This is a genomic window from Streptomyces sp. B21-105 (genome assembly GCF_036898465.1).
Taxonomy (GTDB): Bacteria; Actinomycetota; Actinomycetes; order Streptomycetales; family Streptomycetaceae; genus Streptomyces.
In genome coordinates this window covers 2,051,142-2,070,865 of sequence record NZ_JARUMJ010000001.1, presented here as the reverse complement: position 1 = coordinate 2,070,865, position 19,724 = coordinate 2,051,142, and the positions used below count along the sequence as shown (strand labels likewise).

19 protein-coding genes are annotated in these 19,724 nt (G+C 72.6%); 14 read left to right on the top strand and 5 right to left on the bottom strand.

Going from position 1 to position 19,724, the window contains the following annotated elements; all coding sequences use genetic code 11:
* Nucleotides 1-47: 47 nt before the first annotated feature.
* Both QA802_RS09290 and mycP read left to right on the top strand, forming a co-directional pair.
* A complete protein-coding gene (locus tag QA802_RS09290) occupies nt 48-914 on the top strand; it encodes a hypothetical protein (RefSeq protein ID WP_334519850.1) in 867 nt (288 codons plus the stop codon).
* Nucleotides 911-2,107 carry a type VII secretion-associated serine protease mycosin gene (gene mycP / locus QA802_RS09285; protein WP_334519847.1) on the top strand — a complete coding sequence of 399 codons (1,197 nt, stop codon included), beginning with the start codon at nt 911-913 and terminating at the stop codon, nt 2,105-2,107. Before QA802_RS09290 ends, mycP begins: the two co-directional genes overlap by 4 nt.
* Before the next feature lie 30 nt (nt 2,108-2,137).
* Here mycP and QA802_RS09280 read toward each other — a convergent pair whose 3' ends face one another.
* Nucleotides 2,138-3,136: a serine hydrolase gene (locus QA802_RS09280; RefSeq protein WP_334519844.1), complete on the bottom strand. Its 999-nt coding sequence runs from the start codon at nt 3,134-3,136 to the stop codon at nt 2,138-2,140.
* Between the two features lie 150 nt (nt 3,137-3,286).
* Between QA802_RS09280 and QA802_RS09275 the strand changes: the two genes are divergently transcribed.
* Entirely contained in the window at nt 3,287-4,018 is a 732-nt protein-coding gene (locus QA802_RS09275; RefSeq protein WP_334534437.1) for an SseB family protein, read from the top strand.
* 57 nt (nt 4,019-4,075) lie between these two features.
* Here QA802_RS09275 and QA802_RS09270 read toward each other — a convergent pair whose 3' ends face one another.
* The gene (locus QA802_RS09270) at nt 4,076-4,444 is read right to left on the bottom strand and encodes a DUF1844 domain-containing protein (RefSeq protein ID WP_334519841.1); all 369 of its coding nucleotides are present in this window, start codon (nt 4,442-4,444) and stop codon (nt 4,076-4,078) included.
* 382 nt (nt 4,445-4,826) lie between these two features.
* On the opposite strand from QA802_RS09270, the gene infC reads away from it, so the two are divergent.
* The 9 genes from infC (at nt 4,827) to QA802_RS09225 (ending at nt 14,587) form a co-directional block, all read left to right on the top strand.
* Nucleotides 4,827-5,528 (top strand): translation initiation factor IF-3, encoded by a 702-nt coding sequence (gene infC / locus QA802_RS09265; RefSeq protein WP_079041356.1) that lies wholly within the window; start codon nt 4,827-4,829, stop codon nt 5,526-5,528.
* Between the two features lie 106 nt (nt 5,529-5,634).
* Nucleotides 5,635-5,829 carry a 50S ribosomal protein L35 gene (rpmI, locus tag QA802_RS09260; protein ID WP_003977225.1) on the top strand — a complete coding sequence of 65 codons (195 nt, stop codon included), beginning with the start codon at nt 5,635-5,637 and terminating at the stop codon, nt 5,827-5,829.
* 96 nt (nt 5,830-5,925) lie between these two features.
* On the top strand, nt 5,926-6,309 hold the full coding sequence (gene rplT, locus QA802_RS09255; protein WP_057580434.1) for a 50S ribosomal protein L20: 384 nt from the start codon (nt 5,926-5,928) through the stop codon (nt 6,307-6,309).
* A gap of 189 nt (nt 6,310-6,498) precedes the next feature.
* Complete coding sequence (locus tag QA802_RS09250; protein ID WP_334519838.1) at nt 6,499-7,359, top strand: TrmH family RNA methyltransferase; 861 nt, start codon at nt 6,499-6,501, stop codon at nt 7,357-7,359.
* A 47-nt stretch (nt 7,360-7,406) separates the two neighbouring features.
* Entirely contained in the window at nt 7,407-8,522 is a 1,116-nt protein-coding gene (locus tag QA802_RS09245) for a sensor histidine kinase (protein WP_334519835.1), read from the top strand.
* 177 nt (nt 8,523-8,699) lie between these two features.
* Nucleotides 8,700-9,821 carry a phenylalanine--tRNA ligase subunit alpha gene (gene pheS / locus QA802_RS09240; RefSeq protein WP_334519832.1) on the top strand — a complete coding sequence of 374 codons (1,122 nt, stop codon included), beginning with the start codon at nt 8,700-8,702 and terminating at the stop codon, nt 9,819-9,821.
* Nucleotides 9,821-12,343, top strand: a complete 2,523-nt coding sequence (gene pheT, locus QA802_RS09235; RefSeq protein WP_334519829.1) for a phenylalanine--tRNA ligase subunit beta — start codon at nt 9,821-9,823, stop codon at nt 12,341-12,343. The genes pheS and pheT overlap by 1 nt, the downstream gene beginning before the upstream one ends.
* 271 nt (nt 12,344-12,614) lie before the next feature.
* Nucleotides 12,615-13,955, top strand: a complete 1,341-nt coding sequence (locus QA802_RS09230) for an NsdA family TPR-like regulatory protein (RefSeq protein WP_334519827.1) — start codon at nt 12,615-12,617, stop codon at nt 13,953-13,955.
* A gap of 101 nt (nt 13,956-14,056) precedes the next feature.
* A complete protein-coding gene (locus QA802_RS09225; RefSeq protein ID WP_334519824.1) occupies nt 14,057-14,587 on the top strand; it encodes an NUDIX hydrolase in 531 nt (176 codons plus the stop codon).
* Nucleotides 14,588-14,721: 134 nt separating this feature from the next.
* On the opposite strand, the gene QA802_RS09220 is transcribed toward QA802_RS09225, so the two are convergent.
* A complete protein-coding gene (locus QA802_RS09220; protein WP_334519821.1) occupies nt 14,722-15,579 on the bottom strand; it encodes a 3-hydroxybutyryl-CoA dehydrogenase in 858 nt (285 codons plus the stop codon).
* Nucleotides 15,580-15,761: 182 nt separating this feature from the next.
* Here QA802_RS09220 and QA802_RS09215 point away from each other — a divergent pair, with 182 nt between their 5' ends.
* On the top strand, nt 15,762-16,985 hold the full coding sequence (locus tag QA802_RS09215; protein WP_334519818.1) for a glycoside hydrolase family 10-like protein: 1,224 nt from the start codon (nt 15,762-15,764) through the stop codon (nt 16,983-16,985).
* A 28-nt stretch (nt 16,986-17,013) separates the two neighbouring features.
* On the opposite strand, the gene QA802_RS09210 is transcribed toward QA802_RS09215, so the two are convergent.
* Both QA802_RS09210 and QA802_RS09205 read right to left on the bottom strand, forming a co-directional pair.
* Nucleotides 17,014-17,217 carry a DUF1918 domain-containing protein gene (locus tag QA802_RS09210; protein ID WP_057580426.1) on the bottom strand — a complete coding sequence of 68 codons (204 nt, stop codon included), beginning with the start codon at nt 17,215-17,217 and terminating at the stop codon, nt 17,014-17,016.
* Nucleotides 17,218-17,264: 47 nt separating this feature from the next.
* A complete protein-coding gene (locus tag QA802_RS09205; RefSeq protein WP_334519815.1) occupies nt 17,265-18,203 on the bottom strand; it encodes a DMT family transporter in 939 nt (312 codons plus the stop codon).
* On the opposite strand from QA802_RS09205, the gene QA802_RS09200 reads away from it, so the two are divergent.
* Nucleotides 18,202-19,695 (top strand): aminotransferase-like domain-containing protein, encoded by a 1,494-nt coding sequence (locus tag QA802_RS09200; RefSeq protein ID WP_334519812.1) that lies wholly within the window; start codon nt 18,202-18,204, stop codon nt 19,693-19,695. The two genes, QA802_RS09205 and QA802_RS09200, sit on opposite strands and share 2 nt — an antisense overlap.
* Nucleotides 19,696-19,724: the final 29 nt, after the last annotated feature.

The following is a 19,724-nucleotide window of genomic DNA, read 5'->3' as shown; positions in this document are numbered from 1 at the left end:
GGCGCCCCGAGGCCGCCCCCGACCCGTCCCTTTCCTGGAGCGCTCCCATGTCCCCGGGCGGCGGCCACGGCGCCCTGCGGCCCGTGGTGACGTTCGCGCGCCCCGAGGGATACCGCGACACGCCCTGGATCCTCGGCCGACGGGGACGCACCGCCGCGGCCGCGGTCTGCGCCGTCCTTGGGCTCGGCCTCATCGGCGGTGCCCTGACCGGCAGTTGGCTCGTCGGCGGCTCGGGGGACGACGCCGATCGCAGCGCCTACGTCACCGCCGGCGGCCTGTGGCACAACGTGCCCGTCGACCAGCTGTTCCCGCCCACGGTGGACGGCCAGGGCGCCGGTCCCGGCGGCGCCGACCGCGCCTGGACACGGATCGCCGTCGCCCCGGACGGCGGCTGCGCCGACGCCTTCGACCCGCTGCTGCTGAGGGTCCTCGCCCCGGTCGGCTGCGAGCGGCTGCTGCGGGCCACCTACACCGACGCCACCCAGAGCTACGTGACCACCGTCGGCCTGCTGTTCACCAGGGCCGACGCGCCCGCCATGCGCTCCCTCGACGCACGCGTCACGAAGGAGGGCCTGGCGAAACGGGCGGATCTGATGCCCCGTCCGTACGCCGCGAAGGGCACCGTGGCAGCCGCTTTCGGCGACAAGCAGCGCGCCGCGTGGACGATCTCCGTCCTGACCGACGCGCCGGTCGTCGTGTACGCCGTCTCCGGCTGGGCCGACGGCCGCGCCGTGGACACCCCGCAGCCCGCGCCCGCGGCCACCGCGTCCGGCGCCACGACCGCCCCTGCCCAGGCGGGCCTCGGCAACGAGGCGCAGGGCCTGGCCGACCGCATCGAACGCGGCCTGCGCAAGACCGTCGTCACGCCGCCCTCGGAGCAGTCCTCGGAGCAGTCCTCGGAGCAGTCCTCATGAGCCGACGCACCACCGCCCGCCGCGCGGGACTCCTCAGCTGCCTGCTCGCCTGCTCCGTCGCGTTCCTGCCGGCCGCCCAGGCCCACGCCGACGGCATCCGCGCCCAGCAGTGGGCCCTGACCGCCCTGCACACCGAACAGGCCTGGCAGACCACCAAGGGCAAGGGCGTCACGGTCGCCGTCCTGGACACCGGCGTCGAGGCCGACCATCCCGACCTCGCCGGCAACGTCCTCACGGGCAAGGACCTGGTCGGCTTCGGCGCCGTGCCCGGCGACCGCGCCTGGGCCCGCCACGGCACCGCCATGGCCAGCATCATCGCCGGCCACGGACACGGCTACGGCGACGACGACGGCGTGCTCGGCATCGCGCCGGAGGCGAAGATCCTCCCCGTCCGGGTGATCCTCGAGGACGGCGACCCGCAGCGCGCCAAGGCCCGCAACACCCGCGGCAACGCCCTCGCCGAGGGCATCCGCTGGGCCGCCGACCAGGGCGCCGACGTCATCAACCTCTCCCTGGGCGACGACTCCGCCTCCGCGCATCCCGAACCCGCCGAGGACGAGGCCGTCCAGTACGCGCTGAAGAAGGGCTCGGTCGTCGTGGCCTCGGCCGGCAACGGCGGCGAGAAGGGCGACCACATCTCGTATCCGGCCGCCTACCCGGGCGTCATCGCCGCGACCGCCGTCGACCGCTACGGCACCCGCGCGTCCTTCTCCACCCGCCGCTGGTACGCCACGGTCAGCGCGCCAGGCGTCGACGTCGTCATCGCCGATCCGGACCACAAGTACTACCAGGGCTGGGGGACCAGCGCGGCCTCCGCGTTCGTCTCGGGAGCGGTGGCGCTCGTCAAGGCCGCCCACCCCGATCTGACCCCGGCGCAGATCAAGAAGCTCCTGGAGGACACCGCCCGCAACGCCCCGAACGGCGGCCGCGACGACTCCCGCGGCTACGGCTTCATCGACCCGGCCGCCGCGATCAGGGCCGCCGACCGCCTCAAGCCCGAGGGCCTGCAGTCCGCGGCCTACGGCGAGCGGTACTTCGGCTCCGGACCGGACGAGCCGACGACGGAAGATGCCACGTCGAGCTGGGCCGGGCTGCTCGCGGGCGGCACCGGGGGCGTACTTCTGGTGACGGCGGTGCTGCTGTGGCGCGGCCGCCGTGAACGCGACGCGCACGAGCCCTACGAGGCCCTCTAGCCGGACACGGCGGACGCCCTAAGCCGTCGTCTACCGGTCGGACACGGCGGACGCTGAAGCCGACGCCGACGCCGACGTCCCGGAGGTCGATGCCGAGGTGTCGCCGCCCGCGACGACCGACACCGCCGTCCTCGCCACCGTCTCCACCAGGGAGACCCCCGCGGCCTGCGTGGCGTTGCCGTTCGACAGCACGGACACCAGGTAGTCGTGGCCGCCGACGGTCACCCGCCCGATGCTGTCGACGTCCCACAGTCCGGTCGTGCTGCGGGGCAGCCAGCCGTTCTTCAGCGCCCACGAGGAGCCCTCGGCCGCGGCCGAGACGCCCCACCGCTGGCCCACGGCGATCCGCCCCATCAGAGCCTGGAGGTACGTCCGCGACGCCTCGCTCAGGTCCGACGCGTCGCCGAACACCTGCTGCAGCAGCGTGAGTTGGTCGGCGGCCGTGGTCTGGGTCAGTCCCCACAGCATGCCCTCGCCGCCCGCGGTGTCCGTCAGTCCGAACCGCTCGTTCGCCGCGTCGAGCCCCACGGCCTTCCCGATGGTCCGCCACAGCGCCGACGCCGAGTCGTTGTCGCTGTTCTCGATCATCGCGGCGGCGTACGCTTTCTCGGCCGCCGTGAGACGGCGGTCCGCGTCCTGCGCCTGCAGCAGCAGAGCCGCCAGGATGTTCACCTTCACGATGCTCGCCGTGTCGAAGGAGCTCCCGCCGTACACGGCGGCGGCCCCGGAGTCCACGGCGAGCACCGCCACGGACACCGCGGCCTCGCCCGGCACGGTCACCGACTCCATCGCCGACGCCAGCAGCGCGTCGTGGTCCTCATCGGGCACCGCCACAGCCGCCACCTCCCCGCCTCCCGATCCGGACGACGACGATACGGCTCCGGCGCGCGGGTGCGCCTGCGTCTTCACGTAGACGGTCCCGGCCGCCGTCGCCCCCAGGACCGCTGCCACGGCGAGCGCGACAGGGAGGAACAAACGGCGTCGGGCGGGACGAGCGCGGCGACGGCGACGTGCTCCGGTGGACTCCATGCCCGCGATGGTGGAGGCGGTGACTGTGCGGACCGTGGGGCGGACGTAAGAGCTGCCTCAGCAAGGACTGAAAATCCTGTGAAAGCGGTCACCGCCGCGTTTCCGGCCCGGCACGAGACCGGCGGCATACCCCCGATAGGGTCGACGACCGTGGCGAACAAGAACATTCCCGACCCTGGCTTCTCCGACGACGACGGCTCCGCCGACCCCGGGCTGAGCGCGGCGCTCGCCGCCTGGGCCGAGGACCGCACCGCCATGGGACCGGTGCTGGAAGCCCTCCGCGGCGCCCGGCTCCTGGTGCCCGTGGTGGCCGTCCTCGGCGAGGTGGAGGAGGACGAGAACGGGCTGCGCCGTGAGAAGACCAGCGACATGGCCGTCCCGACCCTGAAGGCCGGCGCCCGCACCGCCCTGCCCGCTTTCAGCTCCACCGACACCCTCGCCCGCTGGGACCCCGAGGCCCGCCCGGTGGCCGTCCCCCTGCACCAGGCGCTGCAGGCGGCCGCACACGAGAAGGCGGACACGCTCGTCCTCGACCTGGCCGGGCCGGTGCCCTTCGAGCTGACCGGGCCGGCTCTCCTCGCGCTCGCCGAGGGCCGCACCTCCACCGACCCGCTCGACGACCCGGCCGTCGTCGCCGCGGTGCGGGCCGCCGTGGCCGCCGGACCGGAAGTCGTCCGCGCCCACCTCGGGCCGGGCGGCGCCGGCGGCACCCTCGCCCTCGTCCTCGACCCGTCGGCCGATCCCGCCGAGGCCGGCCGGGCGGTGGCCCGCCGGCTGGCCGCCGACGAGACACTGAGGGCCCGCCTGGTACGCGGCCTCGACCTGGCACTGCTGCCGGCCGGGGCGACGCCTCCGGGCGAGCCCCTGTACGTCCGCGGATGAACCGCGCGTGGATGAGCCGTCCCAGGGCCGGCCGTCCCAGGGCCCGCAGTCCGAGGCTCAGCCGTAGATCGGGCCGGTGTACTTCTCGCCCGGCCCCTTCCCCGGCTCGTCCGGCACGACCGACGCCTCGCGGAACGCCAGCTGCAGCGACTTCAGGCCATCACGCAGCGGCGCGGCGTGGAAGGAGCTGATCTCGGTCGCGCTCGCGTCCAGCAGTCCGGCGAGCGCGGTGATCAGCTTGCGGGCCTCGTCCAGGTCCTTGTACTTGTCGCCCTCCTCGGTCAGCCCGAGTTTCACGGCCGCGGCGCTCATCAGGTTCACGGCGACCGTCACGATCACCTCGACGGCGGGGACCTCGGCGATGTCGCGGGTCATCTCGTCGAAGTCGGGGGAGCCGGCCGCATCGCCGGGGGAGGTGTCACTCATGCCCCACACGATAGGACCCGCCGCACGCCCCCTTGACAGCAGGAGGCGGACGGCGACGGATTAGCGCCCGCCTGTCCGAGCTGCTAATCTCGTGTAACGACCGGTCGGACACGCGTGCCATCCAGCAGGCGGACCCGGCCCACAAGTGGAGGCTCCGAACTCCCACCCGATCGTCCTGCGGACGGCGGGTCACCCCGGTCAGGCGGTCGCCATCGTTCCGTACGGACGATGGAATCGCCCGGTAGTGCGCCCCGCGATCCTCGCGGCGGTGCTCCGGTAGTGCTTGGAGCCCCGCATGTGATCGTCCGGGGCATTTTTTGTGCGTCGACGTGGTTGGAAACATATCGAACACAGACGTTACGCGGCCGTCCGCCAGACTGCCGTGTGGTGCTACCGAGGAGGATCCATCAGCACCGAGCCCCGCATCAACGACCGGATTCGCGTTCCCGAAGTGCGACTTGTCGGTCCCAGTGGCGAGCAGGTCGGCATCGTGCCGCTTGCCAAGGCACTGGAGCTTGCGCAGGAGTACGACCTCGACCTGGTCGAGGTGGCGGCGAGCGCACGCCCGCCGGTCTGCAAGCTCATGGACTACGGGAAGTTCAAGTACGAGTCGGCCATGAAGGCCCGTGAGGCGCGCAAGAACCAGGCGCACACGGTCATCAAGGAAATGAAGCTCCGGCCGAAGATCGACCCGCACGACTACGACACCAAAAAGGGTCACGTCGTCCGGTTCCTCAAGCAGGGCGACAAGGTCAAGATCACGATCATGTTCCGCGGCCGCGAGCAGTCCCGCCCCGAACTGGGCTACCGACTGCTGCAGCGTCTCGCGGAGGACGTCCAGGACCTCGGGTTCATCGAGTCGAACCCGAAGCAGGACGGCCGCAACATGATCATGGTCCTCGGTCCGCACAAGAAGAAGACCGAGGCCATGGCCGAGGCCCGTCAGGCGCAGGAGGCCCGCAAGGCCGAGGCGAAGGCCAACCCGGGTCGTTCGCAGAACGCCGCCGACGCCGACGCCGTGAACGCCGAGGCAGACGTCGAAGCAGACGTCGAGGCCCCTGCCGAGGCTTCCGCCGAGGCGTGATCCACGGGGCGCGAGCCCCGAGGGCTATCCGATACAAGCGACGTTCCACCGTGCCCGGTTTCACGACCGGGCACCGGAACGCCACCGACGAGGAGAGAACGGCGCTATGCCGAAGAACAAGTCGCACAGCGGTGCCAGCAAGCGCTTCAAGATCACCGGCTCCGGCAAGGTGCTCCGTGAGCGCGCCGGCAAGCGCCACCTGCTCGAGCACAAGTCGTCCCGCGTGACGCGTCGCCTCACCGGCAACGCCGAGATGGCCCCGGGCGACGCCGCGAAGATCAAGAAGCTTCTCGGCAAGTGACGTCAGGCGCAACCATCGCGCCTGATCCCTGACCGGGACCCAATCGTTTCCGGGTCGTGTGAGTCCAACCGCGGCCCCGCTACAAGGAGTTAACAAGTGGCACGCGTCAAGCGGGCAGTCAACGCCCACAAGAAGCGCCGGGCGATCCTCGAGGCGGCCTCCGGCTACCGCGGTCAGCGTTCGCGCCTGTACCGCAAGGCCAAGGAGCAGGTCACCCACTCGCTGGTCTACAACTACAACGACCGCAAGAAGCGCAAGGGCGACTTCCGTCAGCTGTGGATCCAGCGCATCAACGCTGCGGCCCGCCAGAACGGCATGACGTACAACCGCCTCATCCAGGGTCTGAAGGCCGCGAACATCGAGGTCGACCGCAAGATCCTGGCCGAGCTGGCCGTGAACGACGCCACCGCGTTCGCCGCGCTGGTCGAGGTCGCGCAGAAGGCCCTCCCCGCGGACGTGAACGCGCCCAAGGCCGCGTGACGCTGCGCTGGCTCTGAGCCGACGTCGGTGAAGGACCCGCAGGTTCCATCCTGCGGGTCCTTTGCTGCTGACGCCCGCTGAGGCCGTCCGTTCGGGCGCGGGCCGCCGGTGGCCGGTCGCGCAGTTCCCCGCGCCCCCAGGTCGGATCGCTCGCGCCGGCCGAAAGCCAATTGAGTTGCGAAGGTGAACATGCCCCCCGCCAGCCCCGAGCTGATCTCCCCCCGCTCCCCGCGCGTCTCCGCCGCCCGGCGGCTCGCCAAGCGGAACTTCCGGGGCAAGGAGCGGCTGTTCCTCGCGGAGGGACCGCAGGCCGTGCGGGAGGCGGCCGCGCACCGGGCCGCCGGCGAGGCGACGCTGGTGGAACTGTTCACCACGGTCGAGGCCGCGGAGCGCTACGCAGACATCGTCGCCGGGGCCCGCGCCGCCGGAGCCCGGGTGCACCTGGCCGCCGAACAGGTCATCGAGGACGTCTCCACCACCGTCACCCCGCAGGGTCTGGTCGGGATCTGCCGGTTCGTGGACACCCCCTTCGAGGACGTCCTCGCCGCCCGGCCGAAGCTCGTCGCCGTCCTGGCCCATGTGCGCGACCCCGGCAACGCCGGAACCGTGCTGCGCTGCGCGGACGCCGCCGGCGCCGAGGCCGTCGTGCTGACCGACGCCTGTGTGGACCTCTACAACCCCAAGGCCGTCCGGGCCTCCGTCGGCTCCCTGTTCCACCTGCCCGTCGCCGTCGGCGTCCCCGTCGAGCAGGCCGTGGCCGGGCTGAAGGCGGCCGGGGTGCGGGTCCTCGCAGCCGACGGCGCGGGAGACCACGACCTCGACGACGAGCTGGACCGGCGGACCATGGGCGGCCCCACCGCCTGGGTCTTCGGCAACGAGGCGTGGGGGCTGCCGGAGGAGACACGGGCCCTCACGGACGCCGTCGTGCGGGTCCCGATCCACGGAAAGGCCGAGAGCCTGAACCTCGCGACCGCCGCCGCCGTATGTCTCTACGCGTCGGCCCGTGCACAGCGCGCCTCCGGAGGGTGCCGCTCCGTCACCGACAGCTAGTAGGGTGACGTGCTCGGGGCTCCTCGTCAGGGAGGTGGGGTACGGGGATGAGTGTCGGCACGAACAGCGCACCGGAAGCGGCTCGATCCGCCGGTGACCTGGCCGAACTCGGCATAGACCCCGACGACCTGCCTGACGGCCTGGTCGTCGCCGACGAGCACGGGCACGTCGTCTGCTTCAACGCCGCCGCCCAGCGCATCACCGCCGTCACCGCCGCGGACGCCCTCGGACAGCGCCTCGACAAGGCCCTGCCGCTGGAGGACCTCGAAGGCCGCCGCTGGTGGCAGCTGACCGACCCCTACGGCGGCCTCGCCATCCGCGTCGGCCAGCCCGAACGCAACCTGCTGCTGCCGGGCGGACGCGAGGTGCTCGTCTCGGTGCGCTACGTCCGCACCGGACCCACCGGACCCGTCCGCCGGGTCGTCGTCTCGATCCGCGACACCGAGGCCCGCCGCCGCACCGAACGCAGCCACGCCGAGCTGATCGCCACCGTCGCCCACGAGCTGCGCTCGCCCCTCACCTCCGTCAAGGGCTTCACCGCCACCCTGCTCGCCAAGTGGTCGCGGTTCACCGACGACCAGAAACGGCTGATGCTGGAGACCGTCGACGCCGACGCCGACCGGGTCACCCGTCTCATCGCCGAACTGCTGGACATCTCGCGCATCGACTCGGGGCGGCTGGAGGTGCGCCGCCAGCCGGTCGACATGGGCGCCGCCGTGGGACGTCACATCCAGGCGTACGTGGCCGCCGGACAGCCCGCCGACCGGTTCCTGCTGCGCATCGAACAGCCGCTGCCCGCCCTGTGGGCCGACCCCGACAAGGTCGACCAGGTCCTCAGCAACCTCATCGAAAACGCAGTGCGTCACGGGGAGGGAACCGTCACCATTGACGTCACGCCCGCCGCGTCTCCCCGTGAGGGGGAGGAAACCGGTACGTCGGTCACCGTGAGCGACGAGGGCGCAGGCATCCCGGAGGACTCCATGAACCGCGTGTTCACCCGCTTCTGGCGGGGCAGCAAGCGCGGCGGCACGGGCCTCGGGCTGTACATCGTCAAGGGCATCGTCGAAGCCCACGGCGGCGTCATCACCGTCGGCCGCGCCCCGGGCGGCGGCGCGGAGTTCCGATTTACCTTGCCCGTGAGCACCCCGGCATATCTCACCTGAGACGGCCGGACGGCCCGCGGGCGCGTTCGCAACACCTTCACCCCGTTAGACTCGGCCTTTGGCACCTTTGTGGCCCAGGGACGGCCCTCTGACCTCTGCGTGAGTCGGTGACGGGGACATTCAGCCTGGGGGCACCTCCCAGCGGTAGCTGGGGGACAATCGGAAGCACGGGAAGAGATGTCGGCACCGAATAAGTCGTACGACCCGGTAGAGGTCGAGGCCTTGAAACCGGAAGAGATCGAGCGCATGCGGGACGAGGCGCTCGCCGCCTTCGCCGCCGCGGACTCCCTCGACGCGCTCCAGGAGGCCAAGGTCGCCCACACCGGCGGCACCTCCCCGCTGGCACTGGCCAACCGCGAGATCGGCGCGCTGCCGCCGCACGCCAAGGCCGCCGCGGGCAAGCTGGTCGGCCAGGCCCGGGGCGCCGTGAACAAGGCCCTCGCCACGCGTCAGGAGGAGCTGGAGGCCGAACGCGACCAGCGCGTCCTGGTCGAGGAGGCGGTGGACGTCACACTGCCCTACGACCTCGTGCCGGCCGGCGCCCGCCACCCGCTCACCACGCTCTCGGAGCGCATCGAGGACGTCTTCGTGGCCATGGGCTACGAGGTCGCCGAGGGCCCGCAGGTCGAGGCCGAGTGGTTCAACTTCGACGCCCTCAACATCGGACCGGACCACCCGGCCCGCGGCGAGGCCGACACCTTCTTCGTCGAGGGACCGCAGGGCGGCACCGAGTCCGGGGTCGTGCTGCGCACCCACACCTCGCCCGTGCAGATCCGCTCACTGCTCTCGCGCGAGCTGCCGGTGTATGTGATCTGCCCCGGCGTCGTCTACCGCACCGACGAGCTGGACGCCACGCACACCCCGGTCTTCCGCCAGGTCGAGCTGCTGGCCGTCGACGAGGGCCTGACCATGGCCGACCTCAAGGGCACCCTGGACCACATGGTCCAGTCGCTGTTCGGCGAGGGCATGAAGACCCGGCTGCGGCCGAACTTCTTCCCGTTCACCGAGCCGTCCGCCGAGATGGACATGGTCTGCTACGTCTGCCGCGGCGAGTCCGTCGGCAACCCCGACCGGCCCTGCCGCACCTGTTCCAGCGAGGGCTGGATCGAGCTCGGCGGCTGCGGCATGGTCAACCCCAAGGTGCTGGCCGCCTGCGGCGTCGACCCGGAGAAGTACAGCGGGTTCGCCTTCGGGTTCGGCATCGAGCGGATGCTGATGTTCCGCCACAACGTCGAAGACATGCGAGACATGGTCGAGGGTGACGTCCGGTTCACCCGGCCGTTCGGGATGGAGATCTGATGCGGGTCCCGCTTTCCTGGCTGCGGGAGTACGTCGACCTGCCGGCCACCGAGACCGGCCGTGACGTGCAGGCGAAGCTCGTGTCGGCCGGCCTCGAGGTCGAGACCGTCGAGCACCTCGGAGCCGACCTGAAGGGCCCGCTCGTCGTGGGTCAGGTGCTCACCATCGAGGAGCTGGAGGGCTTCAAGAAGCCGATCCGCTTCTGCACCGTCGACGTCTCGACGGCCAACGGCACAGGTGAGCCACAGGAGATCGTCTGCGGCGCCCGTAACTTCGCCGTCGGCGACAAGGTCGTCGTGGTCCTCCCCGGCGCGGTCCTGCCCGGCGGCTTCGCGATCGCCGCGCGCAAGACGTACGGCAAGACCTCCCACGGCATGATCTGCTCCGGCGACGAGCTGGGCATGGGCGACGACGGCAGCCACGGCATCATCGTGCTGCCGCCGGAGACCGAGGTCGGCAGGGACGCCATCGAGCTGCTCGAGCTGGTCGACGAGGTGCTGGACATCGCCGTCACCGCCAACCGCGGCGACTGCCTGTCCATCCGCGGCGTCGCCCGCGAGGCCGCCATCGCCTACGGTCTGCCGCTGCGCGACCCGGCGCTGATCGACGTACCGGCGCCGAACGCCTTCGGCTACCCCGTGCAGGTCTCCGAGCCGATGGGCTGCGACCGCTTCACGGCCCGCACCGTCACCGGTCTGAGCCCCGAGGCGCGCTCCCCGATCTGGCTGAAGCGCCGGCTGCAGAAGGTCGGCATGCGCCCGATCTCGCTCGCCGTCGACGTCACCAACTACGTGATGATGGAGCTCGGCCAGCCGCTGCACGCCTACGACCGCAACCTGGTCCAGGGCACGATCGGCGTCCGCCGGGCCGCGGAGGGCGAGCGGATCGTCACCCTCGACGGGGTGACCCGCACGCTGCACGCCGAGGACCTGGTCATCACCGACGACCGCGGTCCCATCGGCCTGGCCGGCGTCATGGGCGGCGCCGACACCGAGATCGCCGACCACGACGCCTTCGAGAACGGCGGGAACGCCACCGGTGACGTCGTCATCGAGGCCGCCCACTTCGACGCGGTGTCGATCGCGCGCACCGCCCGCCGGCACAAGCTGTCCTCGGAGGCCTCGCGCCGCTTCGAGCGCGGCGTCGACCCGCAGGCCGCAGCGGCGGCCGCACAGCGCACGGTCGACCTGCTGGTGCTGCTCGCCGGCGGTACGGCCGACGCGGGCGTCACCGAGGTCATCGCCCCGTCCGCCCCGCACACGATCAGCGTCCCGGCGAACCACCCGGACAAGGTCGCGGGCATGGTGTACGGCCGTGAGACCGTCGTCCGCCGGCTGCAGGAGATCGGCTGCGACGTCTACGGGCAGGACGAGCTGATCGTCACCGTGCCGTCCTGGCGGCCCGACCTCGTCGCGGCCAACGACCTGGCGGAGGAGGTCATCCGGCTGGAGGGCTACGAGAACCTGCCGTCCACGCTGCCCAAGCCGCCGTCCGGCCGCGGTCTCACCCACCGGCAGCGGCTGCACCGCCGCGTCGGCCGCGCGCTGGCCGGCGCCGGCTACGTCGAGGCGCCGAACTACCCGTTCGTGAGCGAGCAGGTCTTCGACCAGCTCGGCCTCGACGCCGACGACCCGGCGCGCAGGGTCGTGCGGCTCACCAACCCGCTCAACGACGAGGAGCCCGCGCTCCGCACGTCGCTGCTGCCGGGCCTGCTGGCCGCGCTGCGGCGCAACGACGGCCGGGGCTCGCACGACCTGGCCCTCTTCGAGACGGGTCTGGTCTTCCTCCCGCGCGAGGAGCAGGCCGTCGCCGGTCTGCTGCCGGTCGACCGCCGCCCCACCGACGAGGAGCTCGCCTCGCTGGACGCCGCGCTGCCCGAACAGCCGCGCCATGTCGCCGCCGTCCTCACGGGCGCCCGCGAACAGGCCGGCTGGTGGGGCAAGGGCCGTCCGGCGGACTGGGCCGACGCCGTCGAGGCTGCGCGCACCGTCGCCCGGGAAGCCGGCGCCGAACTGATCGTCCGGGGGAGCCAGTACGGGCCGTGGCATCCCGGCCGGTGCGCCGAGTTCGTGGCGGTCGTGGACGGCGCGGAGCGGGTCGTCGGTCACGCGGGCGAGCTGCACCCCCGGGTGCTGAAGGCGCTGAGCCTGCCCGCCCGCACCTGCGCGATGGAGCTGGACCTCGACGTCCTCGAGGCGGTCGGCGACGACACCCCGCAGGCGCCGGGCATCTCCACCTTCCCCGTCGCCACGCAGGACGTCGCCCTCGTCGTCGACGGGTTCGTCCCGCACGCCGAGGTCGAGGCCGCGCTGCGCGAGGGCGCGGGCGAACTGCTGGAGGGGATCCGGCTGTTCGACGTGTACGAGAACGCGGAGCAGCTGGGCGAGGGCCGCAAGTCGCTCGCCTACGCGCTCCGCTTCCGGGCCGGCGACCGGACGCTGACGGTCGACGAGGCCTCGGCGGCGAGGGACGCGGCGGTGGCCCTGGCCGGCGAGCGCACCGGAGCCGTCCTGCGCGGCTGACCACGGCGGACCACACCGACGGCGCGGCCCCTCCTCCCCTTCGCGGGGGCGGGGACCGCGCCGTCGGCCGTGTGACCCGAATCGCCGGGCCGTCGCGCTTTTCGAGGGGGAGCCGACAGCCCGGCGAACCCCTTGCGAGGCATTCCAGTCAAACCGACCGGAAACGCTCGGCGACAGTGCGCACACCCGGTGACTGCGCGCATTCCGTTCGCACCCCGTGCGAAGGCCGGGCCACTAGGCTGACGGCATCGAGGTACCGGGGGGCCATTCCATGCAGCCCAACACTCTGCTCGACGCGATCCTGGACGAGGCGGGCATCTCGCACGCGGGTCTCGCCGCCCACGTCAACCAGGCCGGCCGGGCCCGCGGTCTGGCGCTGCGTTACGAGCACACGGCGGTGGCCCGGTGGCTGAAGGGGCAGCGGCCGAGGGGCCAGGTGCCGGACCTGATCTGCGAGGTGCTCGCGGGCCGGCTGCACCGCCCGGTCACCCTCGACGCCATCGGGCTCGGCGTCCCCGGCGAGTCGTCCGCCTCGCACGGCACCTCGCTCTCCGGGTTCGTCGAGCGGGCCACCGCGCTGTGGCGCTCCGACGAGCAGCAGCGCCCGCACCTCCTGGGCGCGCCCGCCGTCACCGGCACGCCTGCCGTGATGCCGGTCTGGGAGTGGGAGAACCCGCCGGAGGACGTGGACGTCTCGCGAGGCGGCCGGCATCGCGTCACCTCCGCCGACCTGGAGATGCTGCGGGCCGCCCGCGCCCACTACGAGCAGCTGTACCGCAAGGCCGGCGGCATCGCGACCCGCAGCCGCATCGTCGGCTTCCTGAACGCGGAGGCGGCCCCGCTGCTTCGCGGCAGCTACACCGACGAGACGGGCCGTCAACTGCACCGTGCGACCGGCGGGTTGGTGGCGGTCGCCGGGATCTGCGCATACGACTCGGACGCGCACGGGCTGGCCCAGCGCTACTTCCACCAGGCGCTCAGACTGGCGAAGGCCAGCGGGGACCGGGGACTCGGCGCCTATGTCATCGCTCTCCTGGTCAACCAGTCGCTGTTCATGCGGGAGTTCCGGCAGGCGGTCGCCTTCGCGGAGGCCGCGCTGCGGGCGGCGGGCAAGCACATCACGCCCGCTCTCGCCTCGGATCTGTTCGCGATGCAGGCCAAGGCGTACGCCCACCTCGGCGACGGCACGAGCGCCCTGTCCTGCATCCGGCGTGCCGAGACGGCCGCCGACCGTATCCTGCGGGGGCGTGAGCCGGACGAGACCGGCTATGTCCAGCCGGGCCTGGTCAACGTCCAGGTGGCGGAGGCGCTGCTCAGCCTCGGCGACCTGGCCGCGGCCGCCGAGCACGCGGCGGCCGCCGTAGGCACCCCCGCACACGACCGGGGCCGGGTGCACCGGCTGGCCATGCTCAGCACGATCGAGCTGCGGCAGGGCAACGCCGACAAGGCGGTGGTCACCGCGATGGAGATGGCCGAACAGGCCCGTGGGATGGAGTCGCAGCGGCTGCGCGACAGACTCCGGGCGGTGCGCGAACACCTGGTGCGCAGCGGTTGCGCAGGCACGGCCGAGGCCGCCGAACTCATCGACGGGGCGCTGCGCGTACCGCTGTAGACGGGACGGGCGGGGACGGGCGGGGACGGGACCGGCGGCCACCGTCGCTGCATGGTTCCTGCTGCGATATTGCCACTTACTCGACGGAAGGTGGCAGAACCGTGCAGTGGACAAAACAGAACGAGCAAACTGTGTATGAAAACCGCTGGTTCAGCGTCAATCTGGCAGATGTGGAGCTGCCCGACGGTCGGCACCTCGACCACTTCCTCATACGGCTGAGGCCGGTCGCCGTCGCCACGGTCGTGAACCCGGCGAACGAGGTGCTCCTGCTGTGGCGGCACCGCTTCATCACCGACAGCTGGGGCTGGGAGCTCGCGGCGGGCGTGGTCGAGTACGGCGAGGACGTCGCCCGCGCCGCCGCCCGGGAACTCGAGGAGGAGACCGGCTGGCGGCCGGGCCCGCTGCGCCATCTGATGAGCGTGGAGCCGTCCAACGGGCTCACCGACGCCGTCCACCACATCTACTGGTCGGACCGCGGGGAGTACGTGGGCCACCCGGTGGACGACTTCGAGTCGGACCGCCGGGAGTGGGTCCCCCTGAAGGTCGTTCCCGACCTGGTCGCCCGGGGGGAGGTCCCGGCCGCCAACATGGCGGCGGCGCTGATGCTGTTGCACCACCTCAGTGCCCCGTGACGCCGCATCACCTCAGGATCGGCGGATCCCCGTGACGCCGCATCACCTCAGGATCGGTTGGGCCCCGTGACGCCGCACGCCGACGGGCCCCGCGCCGCGCGGAGCGCCGGGCCCGTCCCGCCCACCCGCGGCGGTCAGTACGTGTAGAAGCCCGAGCCGGTCTTGCGGCCCAGCCGGCCCGCGTCGACCATCCGCTGGAGCAGCGGGGGAGCGGCGTACAGCGGCTCCTTGTACTCGTCGTACATGCTCTGCGCCACCGAGGCCACGGTGTCCAGGCCGATCAGGTCCGACAGCTTCAGCGGGCCCATCGGGTGGGCGCACCCCATCTCCATGCCGTTGTCGATGTCCTCGCGGCTGGCGATGCCCGTCTCGAACATCCGGATCGCGGAGAGCAGGTACGGGATCAGCAGGGCGTTGACCACGAAGCCGGAGCGGTCCTGGGCGCGGATCGCGTGCTTGCCCAGCACCTTCTCCGCGAACAGCTGCGCGCGGCTGAGCGTGCCCTCGGAGGTGGTCAGCGCCGGGATCAGCTCGACCAGCTTCTGCACCGGGGCCGGGTTGAAGAAGTGGATGCCGACGACCTGGTCGGGCCGCGAGGTGGCGACCGCCAGCTTGACCAGCGGGATGGAGGAGGTGTTGGAGGCCAGGATCGCGTCCGGGCGGGTCACCACCTGGTCGAGGACCTGGAAGATCTCCGACTTGACCTGCTCGTTCTCCACCACCGCCTCGACGACCAGGTCGCGGTCGGCGAACTCGCCGAGGTCCGTGGTGAAGCTCAGGCGCGCCAGCGTCGCGTCGCGCTCCTCCTCGGAGATCTTGCCGCGTTCGGCGGCCTTGGCCAGGGAGTTGTACAGCCGGGTACGGCCGATCTCCAGGGCTTCGCCGGTGGTCTCGGCGACCTTGACGTCGAGACCGGCGCGGGCGCAGACCTCGGCGATGCCCGCCCCCATCTGGCCGCAGCCCACCACTCCGACCCGTTCGATGTCGGTCACATCGTCCCTTTCGCCGCGCTGACTTCGTTGGCAGGGGCACGTCCGCCGGGATTCCGGCAGGCCTGCTCCGATCGTGCACGTTACTAGCAAGTATCGATGATCGATCGCCGGGGTGGGGGCATGCTGGGGCCCGACACGATCCGTGACCGTGCGGATCCGCGGAGTATGTGGGGATGTGTGCGATGGGTCGACTGACCCGGCGGGCGTTCGCGCTGGCAGCGCTGTCGGCGTTCACCACGACGGGTGCGGCGGCCGCTCCCCCGGGGGAGCGAAGGGCGACGACGACCGAGATGCGGGGGATGTGGGTGGCGACCGTCTCCAACCGCGACTGGCCGTCCCGCTCGGGCCTGTCCGCCGCGGCACAGCGCGCCGAGCTGATCGCGCTGCTCGACCTGGCGGTCGACAGACGCCTGAACACGGTGGTCCTCCAGGTGCGGCCCACGGCCGACGCGCTGTGGCCCTCGCCGTACGAGCCGTGGTCCCAGGTGCTCACCGGCGTCCAGGGCCGCTCGCCCGGCTGGGACCCGCTGGGCACGGCCGTCACCGAAGCCCACGCGCGCGGGCTTCAGCTGCACGCCTGGTTCAACCCGTACCGCGTCGCCACCCACGACGACCCCACGAGGCTCGTCGCGTCCCACCCGGCACGCCGGAATCCGGACTGGTCGGTCCCGTTCGGCGGGAGGCTCTACTACAACCCGGGTCTGCCCGAGGTCCGTGCCTTCGTGCAGGACGCCATCCTGGACGCGGTCCGCAAGTACCCCGTGGACGCCGTGCACTTCGACGACTACTTCTACCCCTACCCGGTGGCCGGCCAGACCTTCGACGACGAGGCCGCCTACGACGCCCACGGCGGCGCCTTCTCCAGCCGGGCCGCCTGGCGGCGCGACAACGTCGACCGGCTGGTGCTGGAGACGGCCGCCCGGATCAAGGCCGTACGGCCCACGACGCAGTTCGGCATCAGCCCGTTCGGGGTGTGGCGCAATGCCTCCACCGACACGCGCGGCTCCGACACGCGGGCGCTGCAGTCGTACGACGACATCCACGCCGACACCCGCAAGTGGGTGCGCGAGGGCTGGATCGACTACGTCGTGCCGCAGCTGTACTGGAACATCGGGCTGTCGGTCGCCGACTACGCCAAGCTCGTGCCCTGGTGGGCGGAGGTCGCGAGGGGCAGCCGCACCCGTCTGTACATCGGCGAGGCCCTCTACCGGGCGGGCGATCCCGCGCAGCCCGCGGCCTGGCAGGACCCGGCCGAACTGTCCGACCACCTCGACCTCGCCGCCCGGCACCCCGAGGTGCGCGGGCACGTCTTCTTCGCCGCGAAGGACCTACGGACGGACCGGATCGGGGCGATGGCGCGGGTGGTCGCCGACCACTACCCGGGACGGGCGGAGCCTCCGCGCTGAGCTGTGGCGGCGGAGCCTCCGCCGGGCGTCACGGCCGGGGCTCCCCGGCCGTCCTGTGACGGATCTCGGTGTCGGGACCGGGTGAGCACACGCCGACGTGCCCGTCCTCGAAGCGGACGCGGTACGGGGGGTTGCCCGCCTGGCCCATCACCTCGAGGATCTCGCCGACCTTGTCGTGTTGCCCGACCACTCTGCCGTGCTGGACGAACTGGTCGCCCTCGGTTGCGCGCATCTGTGGGCCTCCTCACCGGGTGCGGGAACGGCGGCGCGTGCCTGGACTCAACCGCGCGCCCGCTGTGTGACGGCGATGCAGACGAGCACGGCTGCCGCAGTCAGCGGAGCGGCGGCAGTGAGCTGCTCGCCCAGCAGCAGCACCGACCACACCAGTGTGAGCAGCGGCTGGGCCAACTGCAACTGGCTGGCCTTGGGAACGCCGATCGCCGCCATTCCCCGGTACCAGACCACGAGGCCGAGGAACTGCGAGCCCGCCGCCACCCACAGCAGCCCGGCCACGCTGTGCACGTTCGGGTGGGCGCCTTCGTGGGCGAGCGCGAGCCAGGCAGCGGGCACGCCGACGGGCAGGCAGAGCACCAGCGCCCAGCCGATGACCTGCCAGCCCGGCATCACCCGGGCCAGCCTGCCGCCCTCGGTGTAGCCGGCCGCGCACACCAGCAGCGCCCCGAACAGATACAGGTCGGCCGTGGTCAGGGCTCCGCCGCTCTGCTGCACGGTGAACGCAACCACCGCGCCCGCGCCGGCCAGGGCCGCCGCCCAGAACGTACGGGACGGCCGCACGCCCGTGCGCAGCGCGGACAGCAGCGCCGTCGTCAGCGGCAGCAGACCGACCACGACGGCGGCGTGCGCGGTGGTGGACGTCCGCAGGGCGAGCGTGGTGAGCAGCGGGAAGCCGACGACCACCCCGCCGGCGACGACGGCGAGCCCCGCCCAGTGCCGGCGGGCGGGCGGCGGGACGCGCAGTGCGAGCAGGCACCCGCCCGCGATCAGAGCCGCCAGGACGCTGCGCACGGCGACCAGCGACCAAGCGCCGAAGCCCTCCAGTCCCCAGGCGGTGGCGGGGAACGTGAGGGAGAAGGCGACGACGCCGAGGGCGGCCAGCAAGGTGCCTGTGCCTGTGCCGGGGCCGGCGTTGTGGCCGCTCGGGCGAGAGGTGCTGACTGCTATCGCCGACTGTGCAGTAGCGCTACTCTGTGTTGTCATGCAAGAGCGTAGCAGTGTGGGTGAACTGGCGGATCGGCTGCGCGCTGAGCTCGACCGCTACTCTCCTGGTGGAAAGCTCCCGTCGAGCCGGGCGCTGGTCGAGAGATTCCGGGTGAGCCCGGTGACCGTCTCGCGGGCCCTGGCGCAGTTGGCCGCCGAGGGCCTGGTGGTGACCCGGCCCGGTGCGGGCGCCTTCCGGACCCGGCCGACGCGCGCCACGGCCACGCCCGCGGCCGACACCTCCTGGCAGGAGGTCGCACTGAGCGCGGACGGCGCCGCCGACCTGGTCCCGCGGTCGGTGGACGCCTCGGGCGTCACGGTGTCGCTGGACGCTCCGCCACCCGGCGTGATCGAGTTCAACGGCGGCTACTTGCACCCCTCGTTGCAGCCGGAACGCGCGATGGCGGCGGCCCTGGCGAGAGCCGGGCGACGCCCCGGAGCCTGGGGGCGACCGCCCATGGAAGGGCTGCCCGAGCTGCGCGACTGGTTCGCCCGGGCCATCGGCGGCTCGCTGACCGCGGCCGAGGTGCTGGTGAGCGCGGGCGGCCAGGCCGCGCTCACCACCGCCCTGCGCGCCCTCGCCCCGCCCGGCGCACCGGTCCTCGTCGAGTCGCCGACGTACCCCGGCATGCTGGCGATCGCCCGGTCGGCGGGGCTGCGCCCGGTGCCGGTGCCGGTCGACCCGGACGGGGTTCGGCCGCAGCTGCTCGCCGACGCGTTCCGGGCCACCGGCGCCCGGGTGTTCGTCTGTCAGCCGCTGTTCCAGAACCCGACCGGCGCCGTGCTCGCCGCCGAGCGGCGCCCGCAGGTGCTCCGCATCGCCCGGGAGGCGGGCGCGTTCGTCGTCGAGGACGACTTCGTGCGCCGGCTGGCCCACGAGGACGCCGGGCAGCTGCCGAGGCCGCTGGTCGCCGACGACCCCGACGGCGTCGTCGTCCACGTCGGCTCCTTGACGAAGGCGACCTCGCCGAGCTTCCGGGTCAGCGCGCTGGCCGCCCGCGGGCCGGTCCTGGAGCGGCTGCGCGCCATCCAGGTCGTCGACACCTTCTTCGTGCCCCGCCCGCTGCAGGAGGCGGCGCTCGAACTCGTCGGCTCACCCGCCTGGCCCCGCCATCTGCGGACCGTCGCCGCCGAGCTCCGGGCCCGGCGGGACGCGATGACCTCCGCCCTGCGGCTGCGGCTGCCCGAACTCGACCTGCCGCACATCCCGTCCGGCGGCTACCACCTGTGGCTGCGGCTGCGGCAGGCCGGCGGAGCCGGTGACGCCGCGCGGGCCGTCGGCTCCCAGACGGAGGCGGCGTTCACGGCCGCCGCCCTGCGCGCCGGCGTCGCCCTCGCCCCCGGTCGCCCCTACTTCAGCGCCGAACCCCCGGCCGCCCACGTGCGGCTGAGCTTCGCGGCCGTCGCCGGGGCGGAGGAGATCACCGAGGGGGTCCGGCGGCTGCGGGCGGCGTACGACGAGTCGCTGCCCGCAAACCGTTCGACAGCGTGAACGCCGCCCTGTGAGGATCCGGCCATGAC

What these genes read in the sequence shown, in the direction of transcription:
- QA802_RS09290 (WP_334519850.1), top strand. Translation starts at nt 48, where the DNA reads ATGTCCCCGGGCGGCGGCCACGGCGCCCTGCGGCCCGTGGTGACGTTC.
- mycP (WP_334519847.1), top strand. Translation starts at nt 911, where the DNA reads ATGAGCCGACGCACCACCGCCCGCCGCGCGGGACTCCTCAGCTGCCTG.
- QA802_RS09280 (WP_334519844.1), bottom strand. Translation starts at nt 3,136, where the DNA reads ATGGAGTCCACCGGAGCACGTCGCCGTCGCCGCGCTCGTCCCGCCCGA.
- QA802_RS09270 (WP_334519841.1), bottom strand. Translation starts at nt 4,444, where the DNA reads ATGAGTGACACCTCCCCCGGCGATGCGGCCGGCTCCCCCGACTTCGAC.
- rpmI (WP_003977225.1), top strand. Translation starts at nt 5,635, where the DNA reads ATGCCGAAGAACAAGTCGCACAGCGGTGCCAGCAAGCGCTTCAAGATC.
- QA802_RS09250 (WP_334519838.1), top strand. Translation starts at nt 6,499, where the DNA reads ATGCCCCCCGCCAGCCCCGAGCTGATCTCCCCCCGCTCCCCGCGCGTC.
- QA802_RS09245 (WP_334519835.1), top strand. Translation starts at nt 7,407, where the DNA reads ATGAGTGTCGGCACGAACAGCGCACCGGAAGCGGCTCGATCCGCCGGT.
- pheS (WP_334519832.1), top strand. Translation starts at nt 8,700, where the DNA reads ATGTCGGCACCGAATAAGTCGTACGACCCGGTAGAGGTCGAGGCCTTG.
- pheT (WP_334519829.1), top strand. Translation starts at nt 9,821, where the DNA reads ATGCGGGTCCCGCTTTCCTGGCTGCGGGAGTACGTCGACCTGCCGGCC.
- QA802_RS09230 (WP_334519827.1), top strand. Translation starts at nt 12,615, where the DNA reads ATGCAGCCCAACACTCTGCTCGACGCGATCCTGGACGAGGCGGGCATC.
- QA802_RS09215 (WP_334519818.1), top strand. Translation starts at nt 15,762, where the DNA reads ATGGGTCGACTGACCCGGCGGGCGTTCGCGCTGGCAGCGCTGTCGGCG.
- QA802_RS09210 (WP_057580426.1), bottom strand. Translation starts at nt 17,217, where the DNA reads ATGCGCGCAACCGAGGGCGACCAGTTCGTCCAGCACGGCAGAGTGGTC.
- QA802_RS09200 (WP_334519812.1), top strand. Translation starts at nt 18,202, where the DNA reads ATGCAAGAGCGTAGCAGTGTGGGTGAACTGGCGGATCGGCTGCGCGCT.
- QA802_RS09205 (WP_334519815.1), bottom strand. Translation starts at nt 18,203, where the DNA reads ATGACAACACAGAGTAGCGCTACTGCACAGTCGGCGATAGCAGTCAGC.